General features: G+C 61.6%; 16 protein-coding genes. 12 read left to right on the top strand and 4 right to left on the bottom strand.

What is annotated here, in order from left to right; all coding sequences use genetic code 11:
* Positions 1–67 precede the first annotated feature (67 nt).
* On the top strand, positions 68–1,663 hold the full coding sequence (locus NRB20_RS02425; protein WP_153407485.1) for an AMP-binding protein: 1,596 nt from the start codon (positions 68–70) through the stop codon (positions 1,661–1,663).
* Between the two features lie 92 nt (positions 1,664–1,755).
* On the opposite strand, the gene NRB20_RS02420 is transcribed toward NRB20_RS02425, so the two are convergent.
* The 3 genes from NRB20_RS02420 to NRB20_RS02410 form a co-directional block, all read right to left on the bottom strand.
* Positions 1,756–3,792 carry an APC family permease gene (locus NRB20_RS02420; RefSeq protein ID WP_319944350.1) on the bottom strand — a complete coding sequence of 679 codons (2,037 nt, stop codon included), beginning with the start codon at positions 3,790–3,792 and terminating at the stop codon, positions 1,756–1,758.
* A gap of 229 nt (positions 3,793–4,021) precedes the next feature.
* Complete coding sequence (locus NRB20_RS37450; RefSeq protein WP_194289691.1) at positions 4,022–4,672, bottom strand: DUF3558 domain-containing protein; 651 nt, start codon at positions 4,670–4,672, stop codon at positions 4,022–4,024.
* 276 nt (positions 4,673–4,948) lie between these two features.
* Entirely contained in the window at positions 4,949–5,380 is a 432-nt protein-coding gene (locus NRB20_RS02410) for a DUF4254 domain-containing protein (protein ID WP_153407484.1), read from the bottom strand.
* 612 nt (positions 5,381–5,992) lie between these two features.
* Here NRB20_RS02410 and NRB20_RS02405 point away from each other — a divergent pair.
* The 10 genes from NRB20_RS02405 (at position 5,993) to NRB20_RS39210 (ending at position 16,228) form a co-directional block, all read left to right on the top strand.
* Positions 5,993–6,868, top strand: a complete 876-nt coding sequence (locus NRB20_RS02405) for a helix-turn-helix domain-containing protein (protein ID WP_153407483.1) — start codon at positions 5,993–5,995, stop codon at positions 6,866–6,868.
* 10 nt (positions 6,869–6,878) lie between these two features.
* Positions 6,879–7,298 (top strand): DUF397 domain-containing protein, encoded by a 420-nt coding sequence (locus NRB20_RS02400; RefSeq protein WP_153407482.1) that lies wholly within the window; start codon positions 6,879–6,881, stop codon positions 7,296–7,298.
* A gap of 264 nt (positions 7,299–7,562) precedes the next feature.
* Positions 7,563–7,946: a hypothetical protein gene (locus NRB20_RS02395; RefSeq protein WP_153407481.1), complete on the top strand. Its 384-nt coding sequence runs from the start codon at positions 7,563–7,565 to the stop codon at positions 7,944–7,946.
* Between the two features lie 56 nt (positions 7,947–8,002).
* Positions 8,003–8,599 (top strand): DUF3558 domain-containing protein, encoded by a 597-nt coding sequence (locus NRB20_RS02390; protein ID WP_194289690.1) that lies wholly within the window; start codon positions 8,003–8,005, stop codon positions 8,597–8,599.
* A 12-nt stretch (positions 8,600–8,611) separates the two neighbouring features.
* A complete protein-coding gene (locus tag NRB20_RS02385) occupies positions 8,612–10,240 on the top strand; it encodes a WXG100 family type VII secretion target (RefSeq protein WP_153407479.1) in 1,629 nt (542 codons plus the stop codon).
* On the top strand, positions 10,237–10,953 hold the full coding sequence (locus tag NRB20_RS02380; protein ID WP_153407478.1) for an ESX secretion-associated protein EspG: 717 nt from the start codon (positions 10,237–10,239) through the stop codon (positions 10,951–10,953). The genes NRB20_RS02385 and NRB20_RS02380 overlap by 4 nt, the downstream gene beginning before the upstream one ends.
* Positions 10,954–11,032: 79 nt before the next feature.
* Complete coding sequence (locus NRB20_RS02375; protein ID WP_153407477.1) at positions 11,033–11,341, top strand: hypothetical protein; 309 nt, start codon at positions 11,033–11,035, stop codon at positions 11,339–11,341.
* Complete coding sequence (locus tag NRB20_RS02370; protein ID WP_153407476.1) at positions 11,341–13,722, top strand: TPR repeat region-containing protein; 2,382 nt, start codon at positions 11,341–11,343, stop codon at positions 13,720–13,722. The genes NRB20_RS02375 and NRB20_RS02370 overlap by 1 nt, the downstream gene beginning before the upstream one ends.
* A gap of 41 nt (positions 13,723–13,763) precedes the next feature.
* Positions 13,764–14,267: a DUF3558 domain-containing protein gene (locus NRB20_RS02365; RefSeq protein WP_153407475.1), complete on the top strand. Its 504-nt coding sequence runs from the start codon at positions 13,764–13,766 to the stop codon at positions 14,265–14,267.
* A gap of 146 nt (positions 14,268–14,413) precedes the next feature.
* Positions 14,414–16,228: a PQQ-binding-like beta-propeller repeat protein gene (locus NRB20_RS39210; RefSeq protein WP_194289689.1), complete on the top strand. Its 1,815-nt coding sequence runs from the start codon at positions 14,414–14,416 to the stop codon at positions 16,226–16,228.
* Here the strand turns inward: NRB20_RS39210 and NRB20_RS02355 are convergent.
* Positions 16,183–17,733, bottom strand: coding sequence for an MFS transporter (locus tag NRB20_RS02355; protein ID WP_153407473.1), 1,551 nt, complete (start codon positions 17,731–17,733; stop codon positions 16,183–16,185). The two genes, NRB20_RS39210 and NRB20_RS02355, sit on opposite strands and share 46 nt — an antisense overlap.
* Positions 17,734–17,853: 120 nt before the next feature.
* Between NRB20_RS02355 and NRB20_RS02350 the strand changes: the two genes are divergently transcribed.
* Positions 17,854–18,921 carry a helix-turn-helix domain-containing protein gene (locus NRB20_RS02350; protein WP_194289688.1) on the top strand — a complete coding sequence of 356 codons (1,068 nt, stop codon included), beginning with the start codon at positions 17,854–17,856 and terminating at the stop codon, positions 18,919–18,921.
* Position 18,922: the final 1 nt, after the last annotated feature.

The raw sequence follows: 18,922 nt of genomic DNA, 5'->3' as shown, positions 1-18,922 counted from the left end.
ACTAGGCAATTTCTGTAACGTGTTCTAACTTGGAGGTGTCCGGTACCCAGCGAAAGGCGCATGACCGATGGCACCTGTCCTCCCGCAGCACGACGAGCCCGACTACCTGCACCGTGAACCGCTGCCGGTCGACATCCTGATCCGCTCGCTGGATCGCTATGCCGATCGGACGGCGATGTACGTCGGGGACGCTGAGCTGACCTACCGGCAGGTCCGCGATCAGATCAGCCGTTTCACCCAGGCATATGCGGCGCTGGGTATCGCCTCGGGCTCGGCGATCGCGATCCTGTCCGCGAACCGGCCCGAGGTGTTGATCGCCCAGGGCGCCAACGCATTGTCCGGAATCCGGTCGATGGCGTTGCATCCGATGGGGTCGCTGGAGGATCACGCCTACGTGCTCGAGGACGCGGGTATCGACACCCTCGTCTACGACCCGAGCGCGTTCGAGGAGCGTGCCGCGCAGCTCGCGCCGAAGGTGCCCGGTCTGAAGAATCTGCTCGCCTTCGGGCCCACCGAGGTCGGCACGGATCTGCTCGCCGAATCGGCGAAGTTCGAGGCGCAAAAGCTGGTCGGGCCGACCACCGGCCTCGACGACGTGTTCAGCCTCGCCTACACCGGCGGCACCACCGGCAAGCCCAAGGGCGTGCAGATCAGCAACCGCGGCACCGCGACCATGCTGCGCATCCAGATGACCGAATGGGAATGGCCCAGCGAGACAAGGTTTCTCGTCTGCACGCCGCTGAGTCACGCGGGCGGCGCGTTCTGGAATCCGACGAGTATGCGCGGCGGATCGATCGTGGTGCTGCCCGGATTCAATCCGGAGAAACTGTGCAAGGCGATCGAGAAGTACAAGATCACCGCGACGATGTTGGTCCCGACCATGCTGTACGCGCTGCTGGACTACCCGGACCTGGACAAGTACGACCTGTCCAGCCTGGAAACCGTCTTCTACGGCGCGTCGGCCATCTCCCCGGCCCGCCTCGCCGAGGCCATCGAGCGGTTCGGCCCGATCTTCTTCCAGTTCTACGGCCAGGCCGAATGCCCGATGGCGATCTCGGCGCTGCGCAAGGCCGATCACGACCTGAGCCGCCCCGAGCGCCTGGCCAGCTGTGGCCGTCCGGTGCCGTGGCTGCACGTCGCGCTGCTGGACGACGAGGGCAACGAGGTGCCCGACGGCGAGCCCGGTGAGATCTGCGTGCGCGGTCCGCTGATCATGCGCGGCTACCTCAACAAGCCCGAACAGACCGCCGAGGCAACGAAATTCGGCTGGCTGCACACCGGCGACGTCGCCCGCAAGGACGAGGAGGGCTACCTCTACATCGTCGACCGCAAGAAGGACATGATCGTCTCGGGCGGCTTCAACGTCTTCCCCCGCGAAGTCGAGGACGTGCTGTCCGCCCACCCGGCCGTCGCCGCGGCGGCGGTCATCGGTGTCCCCGACGAGAAGTGGGGCGAGTCGGTCACCGCGATCGTGGTCCTGCGCCCCGGTAAGACGGTATCGGTCGAGGAGTTGCAGGCCCTGGTCAAGGAACACAAGGGCGCGGTCCACTCACCCAAGACCGTCGAGTTCGCCGACTCGATCCCGTTGAGCCCCTTGGGGAAACCGGACAAGAAGGCCCTGCGCGCGAAGTACTGGGGTGAGTCGGGGCGTCAGGTCAACTGACGCTGTCCGATCTCGAATCGACTGTGCGCCCGGCTGATTCGGCCGGGCGCACAGTGCGGTTCGGGGCGTTCAGCATTCGAGCCGGGCTGGGCTCAGGCGGTGTCCTGGGTATCGCGTTGTTCGATCGGGTCGGCGGAGATGGACGTCAGTGGTACGTGGCGCGGACGGGTCTGAAGTTCTCGGTCCGCGCGAGCGCCGATCCGCCGGTCCTGTCCGCGCGAGGACGCCAGTTGCCATGGCACGGAGGTAACCATGACTCCCGGGGTGTAGAGCAGTCTGGCCTTGATGCGCAACGCGGATTGGTTGTGCAACAGTTGCTCCCACCAGCGGCCGAGTACGTATTCGGGGATGTAGACGACGACCAGGTCGTTCGGGCGTCTGTCCCGCAGGCGTTTCACGTATTCCAGGATCGGGCGGGTGACCTCACGGTAGGGGGATTCGACCACCTTCAGCGGCACCGGCAGGTCGTGGTTCTCCCATTGCTGCACGAGCGCGCGGGTGTCTGCCGGGTCGACGTTGACCGTGACCGCTTCCATGGTGTCGGCGCGGGTGGCTCGCGCGTAGGCCAGCGCGCGCATGGTCGGCAGGTGCAGTCGGGACACGAGCACGATCGCGTGGACCCGCCCGGGCAGTAGCATGTCCTGCGCGTCGCCTTCGGTTTCGTGCGCGACGTGGTCGTAGTGGCGGCGGATGGCCTTCATCAGCACGAAGAACACCGCCATCCCCGCGACCGCGATCCAGGCTCCGGCCAGGAACTTGGTGATCAGCACGATGAGCAGCACGATTCCGGTGGCGGTGAACCCGACGAGGTTGATGGTCTGGCTGCGCCGCATCCGCCTCCGCACGGCGGGTTCGGTCTCGGTGCGCAGGAGGCGATTCCAGTGCCGGATCATCCCGGCCTGTGAGCAGGTGAACGAGACGAATACCCCGACCACGTACAGGTGGATCAGCGAGTTCACATCGGCTCGGAACGTCACGAGCAGCACCAGGGCCATGATCGACAACAGCACGATGCCGTTGGAGAAGGCGAGCCGGTCGCCACGGGTGTGCAGCTGGCGTGGCAGGAACCGGTCCTGCGCGAGCACCGACCCGAGCACGGGGAAGCCGCTGAACGCGGTGTTGCACGCGAGGAACAAGATGATCCCGGTCGTGATCGACAAGAAGTAGAAGGCGACCGGAAATCCGGAGAAGACGGCCTGGGCGATCTGGGCGATGAGCGTCTTCTGCTGGTAGTTCGCGGGCGCTCCGATCAACTGGCTGGAATTCTCGGCAACCCGGGCTTTGGTGATCAGTGCCAAGCCGACCAGTCCGAGCATCATCGTCACGGCCAGCGCACCCATCATGGTGAGCGTGGTGGCGGCGTTGCGCGATTTGGGTTTACGGAATGCGGGCACGCCGTTGGAGACGGCCTCGACTCCGGTCAACGCCGCGGAGCCCGAGGAGAAAGCACGCGCCAGCAGAAAGATCAGCGCGAATCCGGAGACGGCGTGCTCGGGACGCAGCTCGAACCCGGCGCTTTCCGCACGCATCGGCGAGCCGAGCAGCCAGCGCAGTGCACCGGTGACCAGCATGACCATCATCGCGATGATGAACGCGTATACCGGGATCGCGAACGCCGCACCCGATTCGCGCATGCCGCGCAGGTTCGCGCCGGTCACCACGAGGACGACGATAACCGCGGCCCACACCGGATGCGCGCCGACGATCGCGATCGCCGATCCGATGTTCGCCACGCCCGATGCCGCGGATACCGCCACGGTCAGGATGTAGTCCACCAGCAGCGCGCTGCCCACCACCAGCCCGAAGTCGGGGCCCAGGTTGGTCGTCGCGACCTCGTAGTCGCCGCCGCCGCTGGGGTAGGCGTGCACGTTCTGCCGATAGGACGCCACCACCACGACCATGACCACACAGACCAGCGCCGCGATCCACGGTGTGTAGGTGAACGCCGACAGCCCCGCGACGGACAACACGGTGAAGATCTCGGCCGGGGCGTAGGCGACGCTCGACAACGCGTCGGAGGCGAACATGGGCAGCGCGAGCCGCTTGGGCAACAGGGTATTGGATAACCGTTCACTACGGAACGGGCGACCAACCAGTAGGCGCTTGGCGGCGGCCGTCACTCTAGACACGTCCGGAGCCTACAAGAACGGCTTCCCGGGACGGTCGAGGTGGACGGCCCAGGGCCTTGCGCACCCGAGCGCCGACCTGAGCCAAGCCACGCAAGCTGCCCGCCTCGCACGTCCTGCACTCGTGCGCTCCCGGCGCTGGTCGTAATCGCTCAGCAAGAGGGGTAACCAGCAAGAATCGACAGGCGATGAGGCGCGGCGTGGGGGTTTGGTGCCGTCGCTGCTGCGGCGTCTATCGCGGGAGCAGTGGGACGATGACGGCGGCAGCCTCGGTTGCTTTGGTGGCTGGTAGGGATGGGGTTCGGGGGTTCAGGCGTAGCACGTTGATACCGAACGATCCTTGCCTTGCGGGGAACAGAAGATGGCACTGGTCTCCTCGGCGATCGGTGATGGGCCGGAATTGCAGGCCGGGACGGTCCGCGATCGAGATGGGGGTGAATTCGACCTCGGCGTGTTTGCGGCGGAAGTCTTCCTCTGTGTAGAGCTGGGACCAGACATCGAGCGCGAGAGTGCGTGGATTGTCTTGTCCGCCACAGCGTTTGAATCCTTCGACTCGATCGAAACCCCCGATCGTTGTGCTGAGCGTGGCGGGGTCGATGCCGACTTGCCGCCAGACCGCGTCGGCGAGAGTGCTCGGATCCCAGAGCAAGAAGTGCCCGGCGTGCTTGCTGAACAGACGTCCGAGTGCGTTGCCGTGCTTTCGGATTGCGGTGCTGGATGTGGTGGGCAGGTCGGACAGTGCGTAGCGGGAGTACGTCTGTTCGTCGTCCACGGTGATCAGATCGGCGAGTTTGATCAGCTCGCGGGGGAGTCCGTCACCGTCGAAGTGGTCCAGGTGCGGTGTGAATACCGCTGCGGCACCGCATCTGATGACCGACGTCATGAGACGATAGAGAGGCTCGGGCGTACGTTGGCTGAACACAACTATTTTCGACAGACTGTATCCGAGACACTGTGCGGTACTTCGGATTCGGCTTTCATCCCACGGTTGTCGATCGGTGGATACGTCGCTGCGGATGTAACCGATCGCGGTGCGGCGACTCACAGGTACCCCTCCGGTATTGCGGTGTGCCTGACCGGGCAGGCTGTGAACGGCATGACTGATTTCCCCTCCGGGTGTGCAGTGCGCGGGGCCTGTGTCGACCCCGAATATGTTGTCTCAGTTGAGATTTGATGTTCCGGGCAGTCGTCGGAGTCCGGCCGCGACTTCGTCCACCAGGTCCTGATAGGCATCGCCCATGTCCTCGAGCAGTACGTAAGCGTCGTAGAACCACGGGTCGGATGCGTCAGCGAGCACGATGTACGTCCGCATTGTCAGATACGCAATGCGGTCGACGACCTCACCGACGGTTTGACTGTGTACACGTGCCGATGGGAACGGCGTCGGGGCTACGAATGTCACCCAACGGTCGATACGACGTATCAATCGCGTTCTGTGCCAGTCATTTCCGCTGTTCGTGCATGCTGCGATTTGCTCGCGATCCTGATGCAGGAGAACCAGTTCCGCTGCCGCGTCCAGAACGGGATGTGGGCTCGTTGGCAGGCCCCGGCACGCGACGAGCAATTCATCCTTCCCGGGCAATGCGATCACAGTCGATGCCGTAAGCGCTGACATCCTGTGAGCGCACGAGTAACCCATCCGAATCTGTTGCGCTGCTTGATGTTCAGCTGCGGGCGCAGACGGCCCTGTCTGCACTCCAGGATCTGATCGGGTACAACACACAAGACATCGAGAACCTCGGCCAGCTCCCGCGCAGACACCCCGAGAAGTGCTGCACCCCTATGTATTTCGACCCAAACCGGATCGTCCGAGCTGGGTCGCTGCAACAGCGCCGCACCCGCACCGACAGCCGCGGCCGCCACTTCCGTGTCGACGGTTCTGCCGGGCAGCCAGGGGAGAGACCAGGAATCGGCTCCCACGTACAGCGCCGCGAGCTGGCGGGAATCCACATCGTTTGCCGAGACGAGCTGAAGCATGTCATCACCTTTTGCTGCTGGTAGCGGGGTGGATGGTCGTGTTGACGCGGAAGCTGATGAGGTCCGGCCATGTGACTGCCGACACTCAGGACTCTAGATCGGTCAATAAGACCACGCAAGTGTTTCGATGAAATGCCTATGCGAACATGTGGAGCTAGGTTCAGTCTCTGAGGTATCGTGCGAGTTGTCCGTCGCGTCCTACTTCTGAAGAAGGGTTGGGTTCTACATGGCACCGGTGTCACCGACAGCCGCTCGATGGGAGATCGTTGCTTGGCTTCGGGCGCGACGAGAGGAGCATGGGTTCACTGGGCCTGCAATCGCCAAAGAACTCCAGTTCACCAGCACGTATTGGTCGAAGGTTGAGAACGACAAGAAGCTGTTGGTGTCCGAGAAGTTCGAGCACCTTCTCGACATGCTCGAGTTCCCAGAGGACGAACAGGAGTATCTTCGGTCGCTTCGACAGGCTGCTGTAGGTACCGGGTGGTGGTCGCAGTACAACAAGATCTTCTCGCCCCAGTCCATCAACTGGTTCGGTCTGGAGTTCGGTGCCGAAGAGGTGCGCAGCTACGAAAGCTTGCTGATACCAGGGTTACTCCAGACCGAAGCATATGCCCGGTCGCTTGTCGAAGCAGATCAGATCGGCATCCCGGCCAAGGAAGTGCAGCGTCGTGTTGCGCTCCGTATGAAGCGTCAGGAACGACTGTTCGACGACGATCCGCTCCGTCTCGTTGCGGTCATGAGTCAAGCTGCGATTGAGCAGCAGATCGGAGGCCCGCGCGTACTTCGTGAGCAGCTGCTTCGTATTGCTCGGGCGTTGAAGGATCATCCGGACACAATCGATATCCGAGTCGTTCCGTTCACCAGTCGAACCGGCCCGATCATCGGTGGTTGTACCTTCCATATTCTCGATTTCCCCAGCTCCAAGTTAGGGCCTCTGGCCTGGTACGAGTGGTCGCTGGCCTCAAGTATCATCGAGGATCCCGATAAGATCTTCGATCTCGATCGCCTGTTCCAGCATGTCCAGAACCAAGCCCTTGATCGCGCTGACTCCTTGGCGCTGATCGAGGAATCGGCAGGAAAACTAGACAAACTGGATGAGTAGCATCATTCGCATGAAGACCATCTATACCGACCGGCGCTGGATCAAATCGTCGTATTCCCGTGAGACGACGAACTGTGTCGAGGTGAGTTTTGGCTGGTACAAGTCGTCCTTCTCGCGAGATACCTCGAACTGTGTCGAGATCCTGCGGGATGCGGAGGCTGTGCTCATCCGCGATAGCAAGTACCAGGGAGACCCGGCTGAACAGCCGATCCTCTCGGTCCGGACGACAGCATGGGCGAAGTTTCTGACTGCTGTCACCCTGGGCGAATCCATCACTGTGACAACAGATCTCCCTGCGATCGAGTATGAAGCATCGACCGGCGAAACCATTCTCCGAGCTGACGACGTAGCTCTGACCTATACCTCGGGCGAGTGGGAAGCCTTCATCGCGGGCATCCGCGCCGGAGAGTTCAGCCCGCTTGCTGCGTGATCCGGGCAGTCCTGCCGGACTCGAAGCCCGGCAGGATGTTGGTGCTGGCTATTACGCTGACCGAGACGATCCGCAGTGGTCGAATGCGCCCCCTCGAATGGTGACCCGAGCCTGGCGGGAAGGCGTTCTCGGCGGGCACGTTGAAGCACGTCGGCTGACCGCATTCCGGGACCCGCCACACCGCAGAGCTGTTCTCGCACTGGTAAACTCCCGAAGCGGCAGGGGCGTATGCCTGACGATTGAGACTGTGGGGGCTGAGCGACGATGGCGCTACCAGACAAGGGACAGACGAATGCGCAGGCAGCATACTCGGCTGCCCAAGCAGGAACGTTCGTGATGCCGGAGGACAGCGCGAAGCGGCTGGCTGCTTCGTGTGACAAGCTGGCTGCGGGGTTGCAGAGCGAAATTCGCGCGTCGCAGGTTCTGACTCGGGTTACAGGGTTTCCTGACCTTCCTTCCGGCCGCGGCCTGTCTCAGGGTTTCGGAGCAAAGGGATATGAGTATGTCGAGACCCTGACCTCGTTTCAGGAGGTAGCGCTTCGCTACAAGGCGGTTTTCCTGATCGCAGGAAAGCAATTCGCTGAGGCAGATGCTGCAACCCGCCAGGCAATTAAAGTAGCGACCCAAAAGCTTGAGGGCGGTAAATGAAACTGGGAACAGTTAAGCGAGACCGAATCCGGTTGGTCTCCGCTGCTTCTCTCTTCGTGGCAACTACTCTGGTAGTCGCAGCATGTACCGCCGACCACGATGGTGGCGGCGCTGCGGCCTCTTCAGTTGCGGCCGCTACGTCGAATTCGGCGATCCATCCGCCGTTTCCAACGTTGACGGCACCGAGCCTTCAGCCTCCGAAACAGCAGAATGAGAACCGTCCCGATGTAGCGTTTGATCCATGTACGTGGATCGACGACCACACTGTACAAAAAATCGGATATGATCCGAGCACACGTAAACGATCGATCGACATACACGCAGAGTATACGTTCCTTAGCTGCGAATTTTTGACTGCTGACAAGGCGTATAGTATCGAGATCTTGTCAGGGAATCGCACGATGGATGAGGGGCGTCAAAAGTTCACCACGGATGGCGCTCAGATCGAAGACGCCACGATCGAGGGTCGGGCAGCGATGATCGTTCGGACTAAGACGCCTGAGTCCTGCGATGTGTTACTGCAGACGAAAGCTGGTTACGTGGATTTCGATCGAATCATCGCGGGATATCTGATCGACGGACCGACGCCTGAAAGATGTTCGGGCATAGTTGATTTAGTGCGTAGCATTGTTCCGCGTATCGGAAATTACTGACGGGAGAATGTTATGGGGAGGCGCACTCCGCAGGAAATCGCTGCTGATATCAATCAGAAGGAGAGGGCGCTCGAAGAGGTCAGTGGTTTCACGAAGGCAGGGATGGATCCAGCTTATGTGGCAGACCGTGAAGCGTTCAACGGGTATCGACACCAGCAGATCTGGGATCTTGTACATGACAAGCTCGACCCGGGGGCATTGGGGCAGACCGCGAGCGAATGGGGTGATCGTGCCCAACATCTGCACGACCTCTTCGAGACCTTTCACCAAGAGGTGCAGCGCGAAATATCCTCGTGGTCAGGAACTTTCGCTACAGCGGCGCACGATGGGATATCCGAGATCGGAACCGCCGCCGGTGAAACTCACGATGCAGCTTTGACCGTGCAGCGGTTGATGGATCTGAATTCCAGTGCTGCGCAGACAGTAAAAGCGGCTATTCCGCAGCCTCCTGCTCCGTACAAACCGAATCCTGATCCAGCGAAGGAAGCCGCTGATTCGGGTGTTGCGCTGCGCGCGTACCAGGACAAGGCAGCGGCAGCAGAGGCTGAGGCGCAAGACGCCTGTACGCACATCTATAACCCCACCCTTCCGGCGTCTGGGGATAGCGTTCCGCGTTTCGTTCCGGCTCCTGCGCAGCCGAGTAGCCAGCCAGCGGCACCGAAGATTCCAGCGAATTCGACTGACCGCGACAGTGTGCCGGCCGACAAGGCTGTGAAGAACGATCCGAAGAAGGACGACGAGCCGGGCGACAGCAAGCCCGGTGACAGCAAACCCAGCGACAATCAACCTGGCAATAGCAAGCCGGACAATCAGACGACCCACGATGGGGCGCAGTCGAATTCCGGAACGAACCAGACTCAGGCCGCTTCGACGCACAGTTCGGCCACTGCGCCGTCGTCATCGCTCGGTTCGTCGGGTAACACTGCTGGGACAGCGAGCAACGCCATCCAGAATTCTCCTTCGGCCGCGGCCTCTCCGAGTGCACCGGGATTGAGTGGCGGGGCGGGACCGTCTCTGGGGGTGGGCAGTGGTCCTGGGGTAGCCGAGCGTGATGAACGCCCGCAGGCTCCCGGCAAATCCGTGTCCGGACAACCGCTTTCGACGAATGCGCAGACTGTGAATACTGCGCGTGCCGCATCGACGTCCGCTGCGCCGACGTCGAGTTCGCCGACGAGCGGTATGCCGCATGGTGGGCACGGTAATGAGCCCAAGACCCAGAGTGCCGCTCGAACCAGTCCGGAATACCTGCGTCGCCGCAGCGAGGAGTTGTCGAAGCTGCCGCCGGCCAAGCCGGGCGTGATCGGGCCGAGTTCGGAGGACTACGACGAATTCCCCTCGGCCGAGGACGACGACTTTTCGGCAGCCGCGGACGACCTTGTAGCCGCGCCATCGGAGTCGCAACCGCGCCGACCTTTTGCGGTGCCCGAGGCACAGACCCGCCCGAGTTCGACAGGACCGTTCGGACCCGACGAACGGTCCCTGACACGCACTCCGCCGACTGCTGCGAATCCGCCTGCCGCGCGGAAGGATTCGTCGGTCACCGGGAAGAGTCCGCTCGATGATGACGAAAAGCCGGTGCCGTCAGCAAATTCCGGGCCGGAGATGGTGACGGGAACAGGCCCGCTGGGGGACGACGAGTGAAGTGGACGTTCACACCTGACGAGTTCACCCATGTCTGGGCGACCGAGACTCGGCAGGATCGCCGTCCGTATCCGATCAACCTTGCGCCGCGTGGTATCGAGACCTCCGAAAATGCCGCAGCCGCTTTGAAACTCGAAGAACGGTTTCCCCTCAATGGTGATCCGGATCTGACGGGTGCGCTGAAATTCCTTGTCCGCAGCGACGTCACCACGATTACGGCGTTCGGTGACCGGTTTGTCGATGGGGAGCAGCAACCGGATCCGGTGCTGGCATTAGGAGTCGTGTTCTCACATTGGGGCGCAGCGGTTTTCAGTACCGACAGTACCGTGACCGTGGTGTCGGGAAGTGCCCGCGATGCGGTCAAGTACCTGGTGAAAGCGATGGGTTCCGTTCGACCGGGCCAGTTGACACCGATGCGGGAACCGCGCAAAGCGGTGCTCTTTCCGGAACCCGGACAATGGCAGGAGACCGAGACCAGTCGCCGCGCGAAACGCCTGCGTCTGGCACTGCGTCGCCCTATCGACGCCCGCGGCTACCTGACGGTCACGGTATCGCCCGAGGATCCGATGTCCCCGCCGCCACAGCATCGAACCTGGTTGGATTTCAGCGGCGACGGCCGGTACATCCTGAGCGTCGGCGACGACATGGCCCTGTCCCCGACGAGCATGGATCAACTGGCCAAATATCTCATGAAGTTGGCGAGAGTCCGCTGATGAGCGTCCTGCGCGCGGTGGTGGCCGCTGTTAGGATCGGGCATTCCAGGTGGGCCGAGGAATCTACGAAGGGGGAGGCATGCTGAAGGCTGACATCGACCAGCTGAACAAGGTGGCAACGGTGCTCGGGAATGCGAGCAAAGCCATCGGGGAGCTGAAGGTTCGCGGGGTATCCGATCACATCGGCGATGCCTTGCCGGGATGCGTTGTCGCACAGTCATGTTCGCAGGCGGGTGAGTTCATTGAGGGCGCATACCAGCGGGTGACTGGTCGGCTCGACCAGGTCGGACAGAAAGTGACGCAGACCGCGAAGGACCTACAGACCACCGACGCGGACTTCGCCAAAGCCATGCACGAGCTGGATGTGCGGCATCTGGGAGGTAAGTGATGGCTCTCCTATCGCAGGTAAAAGCTTGGAACACAGGCAGACTCAACGATCTGGCGACGACCGTCACCACCGCAAACGAGTCCATGAAGGAACAGCTGGACAAGACCAAGAAGCACTTCTCGGACGTGCACGCCGATTGGTCCGGCAAAGCCTATGACGCCGCCTACAACCGTGTCGGTCAGGACTATAACCAGGGCACGAAACTCGCCGGCGAGGTCGGCGAGCTGCCGACTGTGCTGCGACAGGCCGCGTCCTCACTGGATTCACACCGCACGGTCCTGCTGGGAAAGGTCAACGACGCCATCGCCGCCGGGCTGACCGTCAGCGATCGCTGGGAGGTCTCGGGTACCAACGCGGACAAGGTCCACGCACACCAGGACCTGATCAATACCGCCTACCATGCCCTGAACGCCGCAGCTACCGACGCCGCGAAGAAGATCACCGACCAAGCCGAATTCATCCGTGCCGCAGGCGATCTGCTCGGTTCCAGCTTCGATGTGTCCGACGACCGCACTGCGGCGGCAGGCGCGCGTTTGGCTGACGAGGATGCAAAAGCCCTCGCTGATGCGTTGCGCCGCAACGACTCCAAGGCGATAGACGAGATCCTGTCCCGAATGCCGCAGGGCGTCCTGTCCGCCCAGGACATCGAGGACATGAACAACGGCAAGAACGTCACGGTCCCGGCCGAGGTACAGAACTACTACAAGGAGTTCTACAAAGACCTCGGCGCAGACAACCTGCTCTCCCTCAACGACCACCTCAACTCCGAGAGCAAGACGTCCCCGGCGGCGGTAGCCCAGCAGAACGCGATCGCAGACAGCATCAAGATGCTCTCCAGCGAGAAGGTCGGCACCGGCATCGACAAGACCGGCAAGCTCATCTCCCCTGGCGACTACACCCGATTGCCCTCGGACGTCCGCAAACTCGTCTCGAGCCGCCTGGAAGACGCCGACTGGGGAAAGATCGCACCCCAAGGCCCCAACGTATTCAAGAAGCACCTCACCGACGAAATCAAATTCGCCGACCTCATCTCCCACGGCGACCAGTCCCTACAACCCGGCACCACCTTCGGCACCGAACTCGGCCGCCAAGGTGCAAGCCTCGCCGCCTACATGGACGGCAAAGACCCCCAAATTAACCAGTGGATCAACCAAAACTGGAAACCGATCACCCCCGACGGCTTTTTCGACCAACCCGACCACCACACTCTCGACTCAGCAGCAGAGAAATACCTTGGCGTAGCAGGCACCAACCATGAATCCGCCTACCAACTCTTGACCGGCCTGAACTCTCACACGGGCAAGCCTCTCCCCGCCGACCTGTCGTTCGGTGCAATCGGCGACGACTATAAGCACGACGGGAACTACGACCCGTCGAAGTTCGGCTCCGAGGTATTTCAACATACCTGGGACGATAAGGGTAAGTCGGCTGCCAGTCTTGTTGACTGGATCGGCGAACATACCCACGATAAAGACCATCTTGGCGATATGTCTCGCGAGGCTTATGCAAAGCTTCCGGATATACTTGCACCTCATGACAAAGATGGAAATATGCTGACTCAGGGAGGTAAGTCGATATTCCAACTAACCGCAGACTCTTTCCTTGCTAATCCTGAATTGGCTACTGGGCTGTCAAAGACCCTCGCACCGAATCTGGATTCTATGGCAGGTTTGGCTCTAACAACCGGGGTCGACGGCACAAACGCACACCTCAGTGGTCCGGATGTGGACCATCTACTGTTTTTGGGCGCGCAATCAGATACTGGAAAGCTCTATTTGGAGACCTCGCGCCAGCTATATGATCAAGCCGTTGTGAATCAGATTATCAGCGGTCATGATCCGGACTCGGTCAGAACTCCTGAGACGCTGGCGAATCTAGATTCTCGGGTGAACGCGGCAATCCTCAACGCCGGATCTTATCAGCATGTGCATCATGCGATGGACGGGTTGGCGCACCAGCAGGACACGCATGACGTTAAACAAGAGGCTTCGAAGATTGCCAAGGAAGTATTCAAAGGCGCTACCAAAGAGTTGGTGAATAAATTTCCAGGTGGCGAGATTGTTCACGGAATTGTCGGCAATATTCGCGACGACGGATGGGATAGCAGTATTGAGCAGTGGAATCCTAAGCCGGACTCTACGATAGTTGCGTTCCCTCGTGCGCATGATGTTGGAGATGCGGCAGTAGTCGATTTCGATAGTCGGCTGCAGGCTGCAGATTCTGCGGCAGGTCTTGGGCGATGGCCTGATGGCTACAAAGACTATCGCGTGCCTTACGATAGTACCTATAAACAAGATTTGAGTGACGGATTGATTACATCTAAGGAAAAATTGGAAAACTTCTTGTCTGGCGGCTCAAAGATTGAACCGAGTACGAAATGAGCCGATTGCGATTTCGCTCATGCCTGTATGCAGCGCTACTGGTGGGCGCGCTGATTTCAGGAGCTGGCTGCGGGGGTGGAGCGGAGCCTTCGGCATCGCATGCAACTACAGAACTGTTTTCGAAGCCTTTTGATCTCGACCCCTGCATTGCTATATCTAAGGCCGACCTTTCGAAGCTGAACCTTGAGGTCAGTGCGCCGAACGAGTTCCGCGATGTCTTTAATGAGTATAATCTGAAATTCAAGGGTTGTCTGATGGCGTATGGTCCAGGGCGCTCTGAGAAATTCCATCTGGAGTCTGTGAATTTTACTCTGCAATACTTCAAGTCGTGGGTTGAGGGCGTGCAGCAACAGGAAATGCGCGAACTTGAAGTGGCCGGGCGGGCTGCCGTACTCGAAAGCGATTCGAAGTACCCGGGTCAATGTATTCTGGCTGTAGAAATGACTGATTACCGATTGCTTTTGGATGGCGTCTACTCCAGCGGGTCATGTGATTATCCGGTCAAACTTGCGGGCGAGTTGGTTCCGCTTCTTGCTGCCAAATAAGATCGCTACAGTTTTGGATGATGTCGTGGGGCGGGGGAACGCTCCGAATCGAAGGAGTGGGGATGACAGGCGATGAGACGCGGCGTGAAGCTCTGGTCGTGACGAGCGGTGGGAAGAGTTCGCGGTTGCTGGATTGGGGAGTACGGGTGGCCGTGGGGGCCGCTGGCATTGGGGCTGGGTTGCTGGTTGGTGGGGTTGGGCTGGCGATTTACAGCCTTGGGTTCGCTTCGGATCGGCCGGGGGATCGCGCGTACTTCTTCCGGCGGCAGGCTGAGGTGGATGCGGATGGCCTCTCGATTCGGTATGCGATCACAGCGTTGGTTGTCGGCGCTCTGGTCGTTGCCGCTGTGGTGATTGCGGTGAAGCGGCCACAGTTGCGGTGGCCGTGGAAGGATCGAGCCGGGCCTGCTGTCGCGTTCATGTTTCTGGGTGGCGTCGCGGTGTTGCCGATCATGGCTTTGACGAGCCATCTGGCGCAGCGGTATGCCGTAATCCGTTGGCAGTACCCGTTGTTCGAGAGTCTGCCTACCGCGATCGGCGCTGGGGTTCTGGTTGTCGCGGCGACGATACTGTCGGCGGGGGTGTTGCGGTGGCCGCAGCATGTTCGCGTTGTATCGGTGCGTAGTTACGGTGTGCTCGCGGCGGTGGGGTTGTTGATATCCGTAGCGGTGACCGTTGTGGCGGTTCGTGCAGGCGATGACGATGTCCGTGTCGATCACACCACTGCGTCCGTGGTGGCTGTAGCACCCGTGCCGAGCCGGCTGGGAAGCGTGCGGTATCGAATTCAGGCCAAGGCGACCGATACCGCTTTCGGTGTGGCAGCGATGGATGTTGTGCCGGGCGGGGCGGGATTCGTCGCTGCCGCAGGTCCGGGGCTCACCGCATACGACGGTGTCACAGGGAAGCCTCGCTGGCATTACCTGCGCATCCAACCCGACAATATGCCCGCGGATGCCGACGCCGTGCGCTACAGCCCCGACAGTCTGCATTCACTGGACAACGGCACGGTGGTGATCGCGCACTGGGAGTGGTTGGGCTGGCAGGCATTCGACGCGATGACGGGTCGAATACTGTGGAAGAACTCGGATTTCACTCACGACTACGATGCCGTCAGTCTCCAGGTCGGCGAATACTCTTGGCCGCGTACGACACCCGAGCCTCTGATCGGCTCCGATGACACTCGTGTCATGCGTTACGACGCCCGGACCGGTGCGCGTATGTGGTCGGCGACCGTGGATCCGAGCGAGTGCGCCGACAGCAAGGCACAGACGGCTATCACCGACACATCGATCTATCGCGTCACTCGCTGCCAGGAAGGCAACAAGCGGTGGGTTCAGGTCGACGAGATCGATTCCGCCACAGGCACTGTCGTGCACACCCGCACTCTCGGTAAAGATACCGGACTCCCCGAAGAAGGCGGTGCCCTCCTGAGTAGTATCGCCAATACCGTTGTCATTTCCTGGTTTCCGGCCAACGCCTCCGATTTCGACAAGCTCGTCCTCACCGGCCCACACCAGCTGACCACAGCCAGCGTGACCAGCATGCTGCATACCCCCGAAGTGGTCGCCTCGAGCCTGGACAACACCCAGCAGGTCAAAACCGATCGGCGTACTCCCAACGATGCCGAGCCGTACGTCCTCGTCGCCACCGCGACCGGTGCACAGCTGTATCGTCTTCCGGGTTTCATCAACAACAGGCAGGAATATCGCACCGATGTCATATTCCTGGAACACGAACTGATCCAGGTCACCAACTACACCGGTCCGCGAGAGCGTGCGGAGAAGTACGTGCATGTGCGTTCCTGGAGTCGCGTCGACGGACACCCTCTCGCGGATCACCAGCTCGGGGAGGTGGATGCCGAGGGCAATTGCATCCCTCGAGCCATCGCAGTCCCGGGGGGAGTGCTCGCCTTCTGTCACGAACCCGCCGCTGAAATCGTCGGATTCAGCAGTGGTGCATAGGGTTTCGGGATCGGTTTGAACAAGAGCCATCCGGCGACAGCGGCGACTGCCGCAACGCTTCCGGCGACGAGGGAGGCGAGGTGGAAGCCGTCGAGGAAGGCGCCTTTGACGAGGCCGCTGAGTTGGGTGCCGATGGGGCCCGGGGCCGAGCGGGCGGCCTGGACTCCTGTCAGCATGGAATTCGTTGCCGCGATGCGTGCGGGTTGCGGCAATGGGATGTCGGCCAGGCCGGTGGTTATCTTTGCGGAGTACACCGACGCGAGAATCGAGCCGAGTACGGCGACTCCCAGTGTTCCGCCGAGTTCGCGGCTCGTGTCGTTGACCGCGGATCCGGCGCCGGCCTGTCCGGTCGACAACTCGTTGAGGACCAGGAAGGTCGCCGGTCCCGAGACCAGTGCCACGCCTGCGGCCAATGTGATCATGACGGGCACGATCACGCCCCAGTACGAGGTGTTCGCGTCGTATCGTACGGTGAGCCAGAAGGCCACGGCCATGACGAGTGATCCGATCGCGGCGATCCGGCCCGCGCCGATCTTCGAGCCCAACCACATGCTCGGGCCGGCGAAAATCGCCATTGCGAGGGCGAAAGGCAGTGTTCGGGTGCCTGTTTCCAAAGGCGAGAATTCTTTGATGCCCTGGAAATATTGCGTCATCAGGAATACGAATCCCATGAGGGCGAACATGCCGAATGTCAGGAGCAGTGCCGCGGCGGCGAAACCGCGGTCGCGGAACAGGCGGATGTCGAACAATGGCGAGGAGAATCGGTTCTCCCACACCACGTAGGCCGCGATGATCGCGATACCGACCACGAGCCCGCCGATCGTGCGGATGGTCGGCCAGCCGTGGTGCGGGGCTTCGATCACGCTGTAGACGACGATCGAGATGCCGGCCATCGACAGCACCACGCCACCGAGATCGAAGCGTCCGACTTCGGGATTCCTGTTGGGCGGAATAAGCGCCGCGACCCCGAACAGGGCGACGACACCGGCGGGAACATTGATCCAGAAGATCGAACCCCACGAGTAATGGTCGAGCAGCCAACCGCCCACCACCGGGCCGATCGCGGCGGCGATTCCGGCGACCGCGGCCCAGGTCGCCACCGCGATCGCGCGTTCGGTGAGGTTGTCGAACAGGATGACCACGATGGCGAGGGTGGCCGGAAACACAAGGGCGGCAAAGAGCCCGAGGCCCGCCCGTGCGGTGATCAGTTGCTCCAGGTCCTGCGATATCGCCGCCAGCGCGGACACCGCCGCGAAACCCGTGATTCCGACCAGGAGCACGGTTTTGCGTCCGAAGCGGTCACCCAGATATCCGCCGGTCAGCAGTAAGCCCGCGAATACGAGCGTGTACATGTCCACCACCAACTGCAACCCGGAGGTGTTGGCGCCCAGATCCATCGAAATCTTCGGCAACGCGACATTGACGATGGTGTTGTCCAGGAACACCAGTAACTCGGCAAAGCACAGGGCAGCAAGTCCGAGCCATCGAATCACCTTGGAACGCATCGGTTGTGGACCTTCTTGTCGCTGGCGGACGGCACCGCGTCGGAACCTCACGTCACCGTACGAGTCGTTCGAGCCGACCGGAACGACCCCGTGGGACAGAACCTTGATACTTTCGGCACGGTGGAGGAACCGTCATGGGATTTCAGGCGCGGCGTCATCGGAATCCGGCACCTGGTCCGGGTCGGAATCGAGCACGGGATCGCGGAGCGTCGTCTGCTCGCCTCGACCGGACTCCTGCCGGCCGATCTCGACGCCGACGACCTGGAAGTCGAAGCCGTACAAGAGCTTTCCGTCGCGCGAAACCTGGTGCAAACCCTCGGGGATCTACCCGGACTCGGCACCGAGGTCGCAATGCGCTTCTCGCTGACCAACTTCGGCCTGCTCGGCTTCGCCATGCTCAGCAGCCCCACCGCCGGCGACGCCCTGCGCGTCGCACTGCAAACCCTGCGGATCGGCAACCGGTTCATCGACATCACGGCCGGCTTCGGCAGGACGACCGGGCGGATAACGTTCCGGCACGAGGACCTGCCCGCCGACGTCCGTGCCTTCCTGCTCGAACGGGATATCGTCATCATCTTCGGCGTGATCGTATTGCGTTGTCTGAGCCCGGAACTCGTGGATCGGCTCGGCGATACGCGTCTCGAGTTGGCGCTTCCCGAGCACCGCGTGGCGAAGATGACCGAGGGTATGACCCGGATGCTCACCGACCTCGCGCACGATCCGATCGAACGGGTCCGGATCATCGCCGACCGCCCGACCACGGAACTGACCTTTCCGCTCGATCTGCTCGCCGAACCGATGTCGATGCCCGATCCGGCCACCGCCGCCCTGTGCGAGCAGCAGTGCCTGGACCTGTTGCAGCGTCGCCACCAGCGCGGTCGACTCGCCACCAGGATCCGCGCCATGCTCCTGCAACAGATCCACGCCGCCCCCACCGCGGACGAGATCGCGGCCGGACTGAACATGGACCGCCGCACCCTGCACCGACGACTCGCCGAGGAGGGAACCAACTTTCGCATCCTCCGAGACGAGGTCCGCTGCGCGCTCGCCCTCGACATGCTCGGCGTCCTCGACCTCACCGTCACCGAGACCGCGGCCCGCCTCGGCTACACCAGCGCCGCGGCATTCAGCAGATCCTTCACCCGATGGACCGGCACCCCGCCGAGCGCCCACCGCCCGCGTGCGTAAC

Source organism: Nocardia macrotermitis, from assembly GCF_009604405.1.
Lineage (GTDB): Bacteria > Actinomycetota > Actinomycetes > Mycobacteriales > Mycobacteriaceae > Nocardia > Nocardia macrotermitis.
This window is presented reverse-complemented; position numbering and strand designations above follow the sequence as displayed.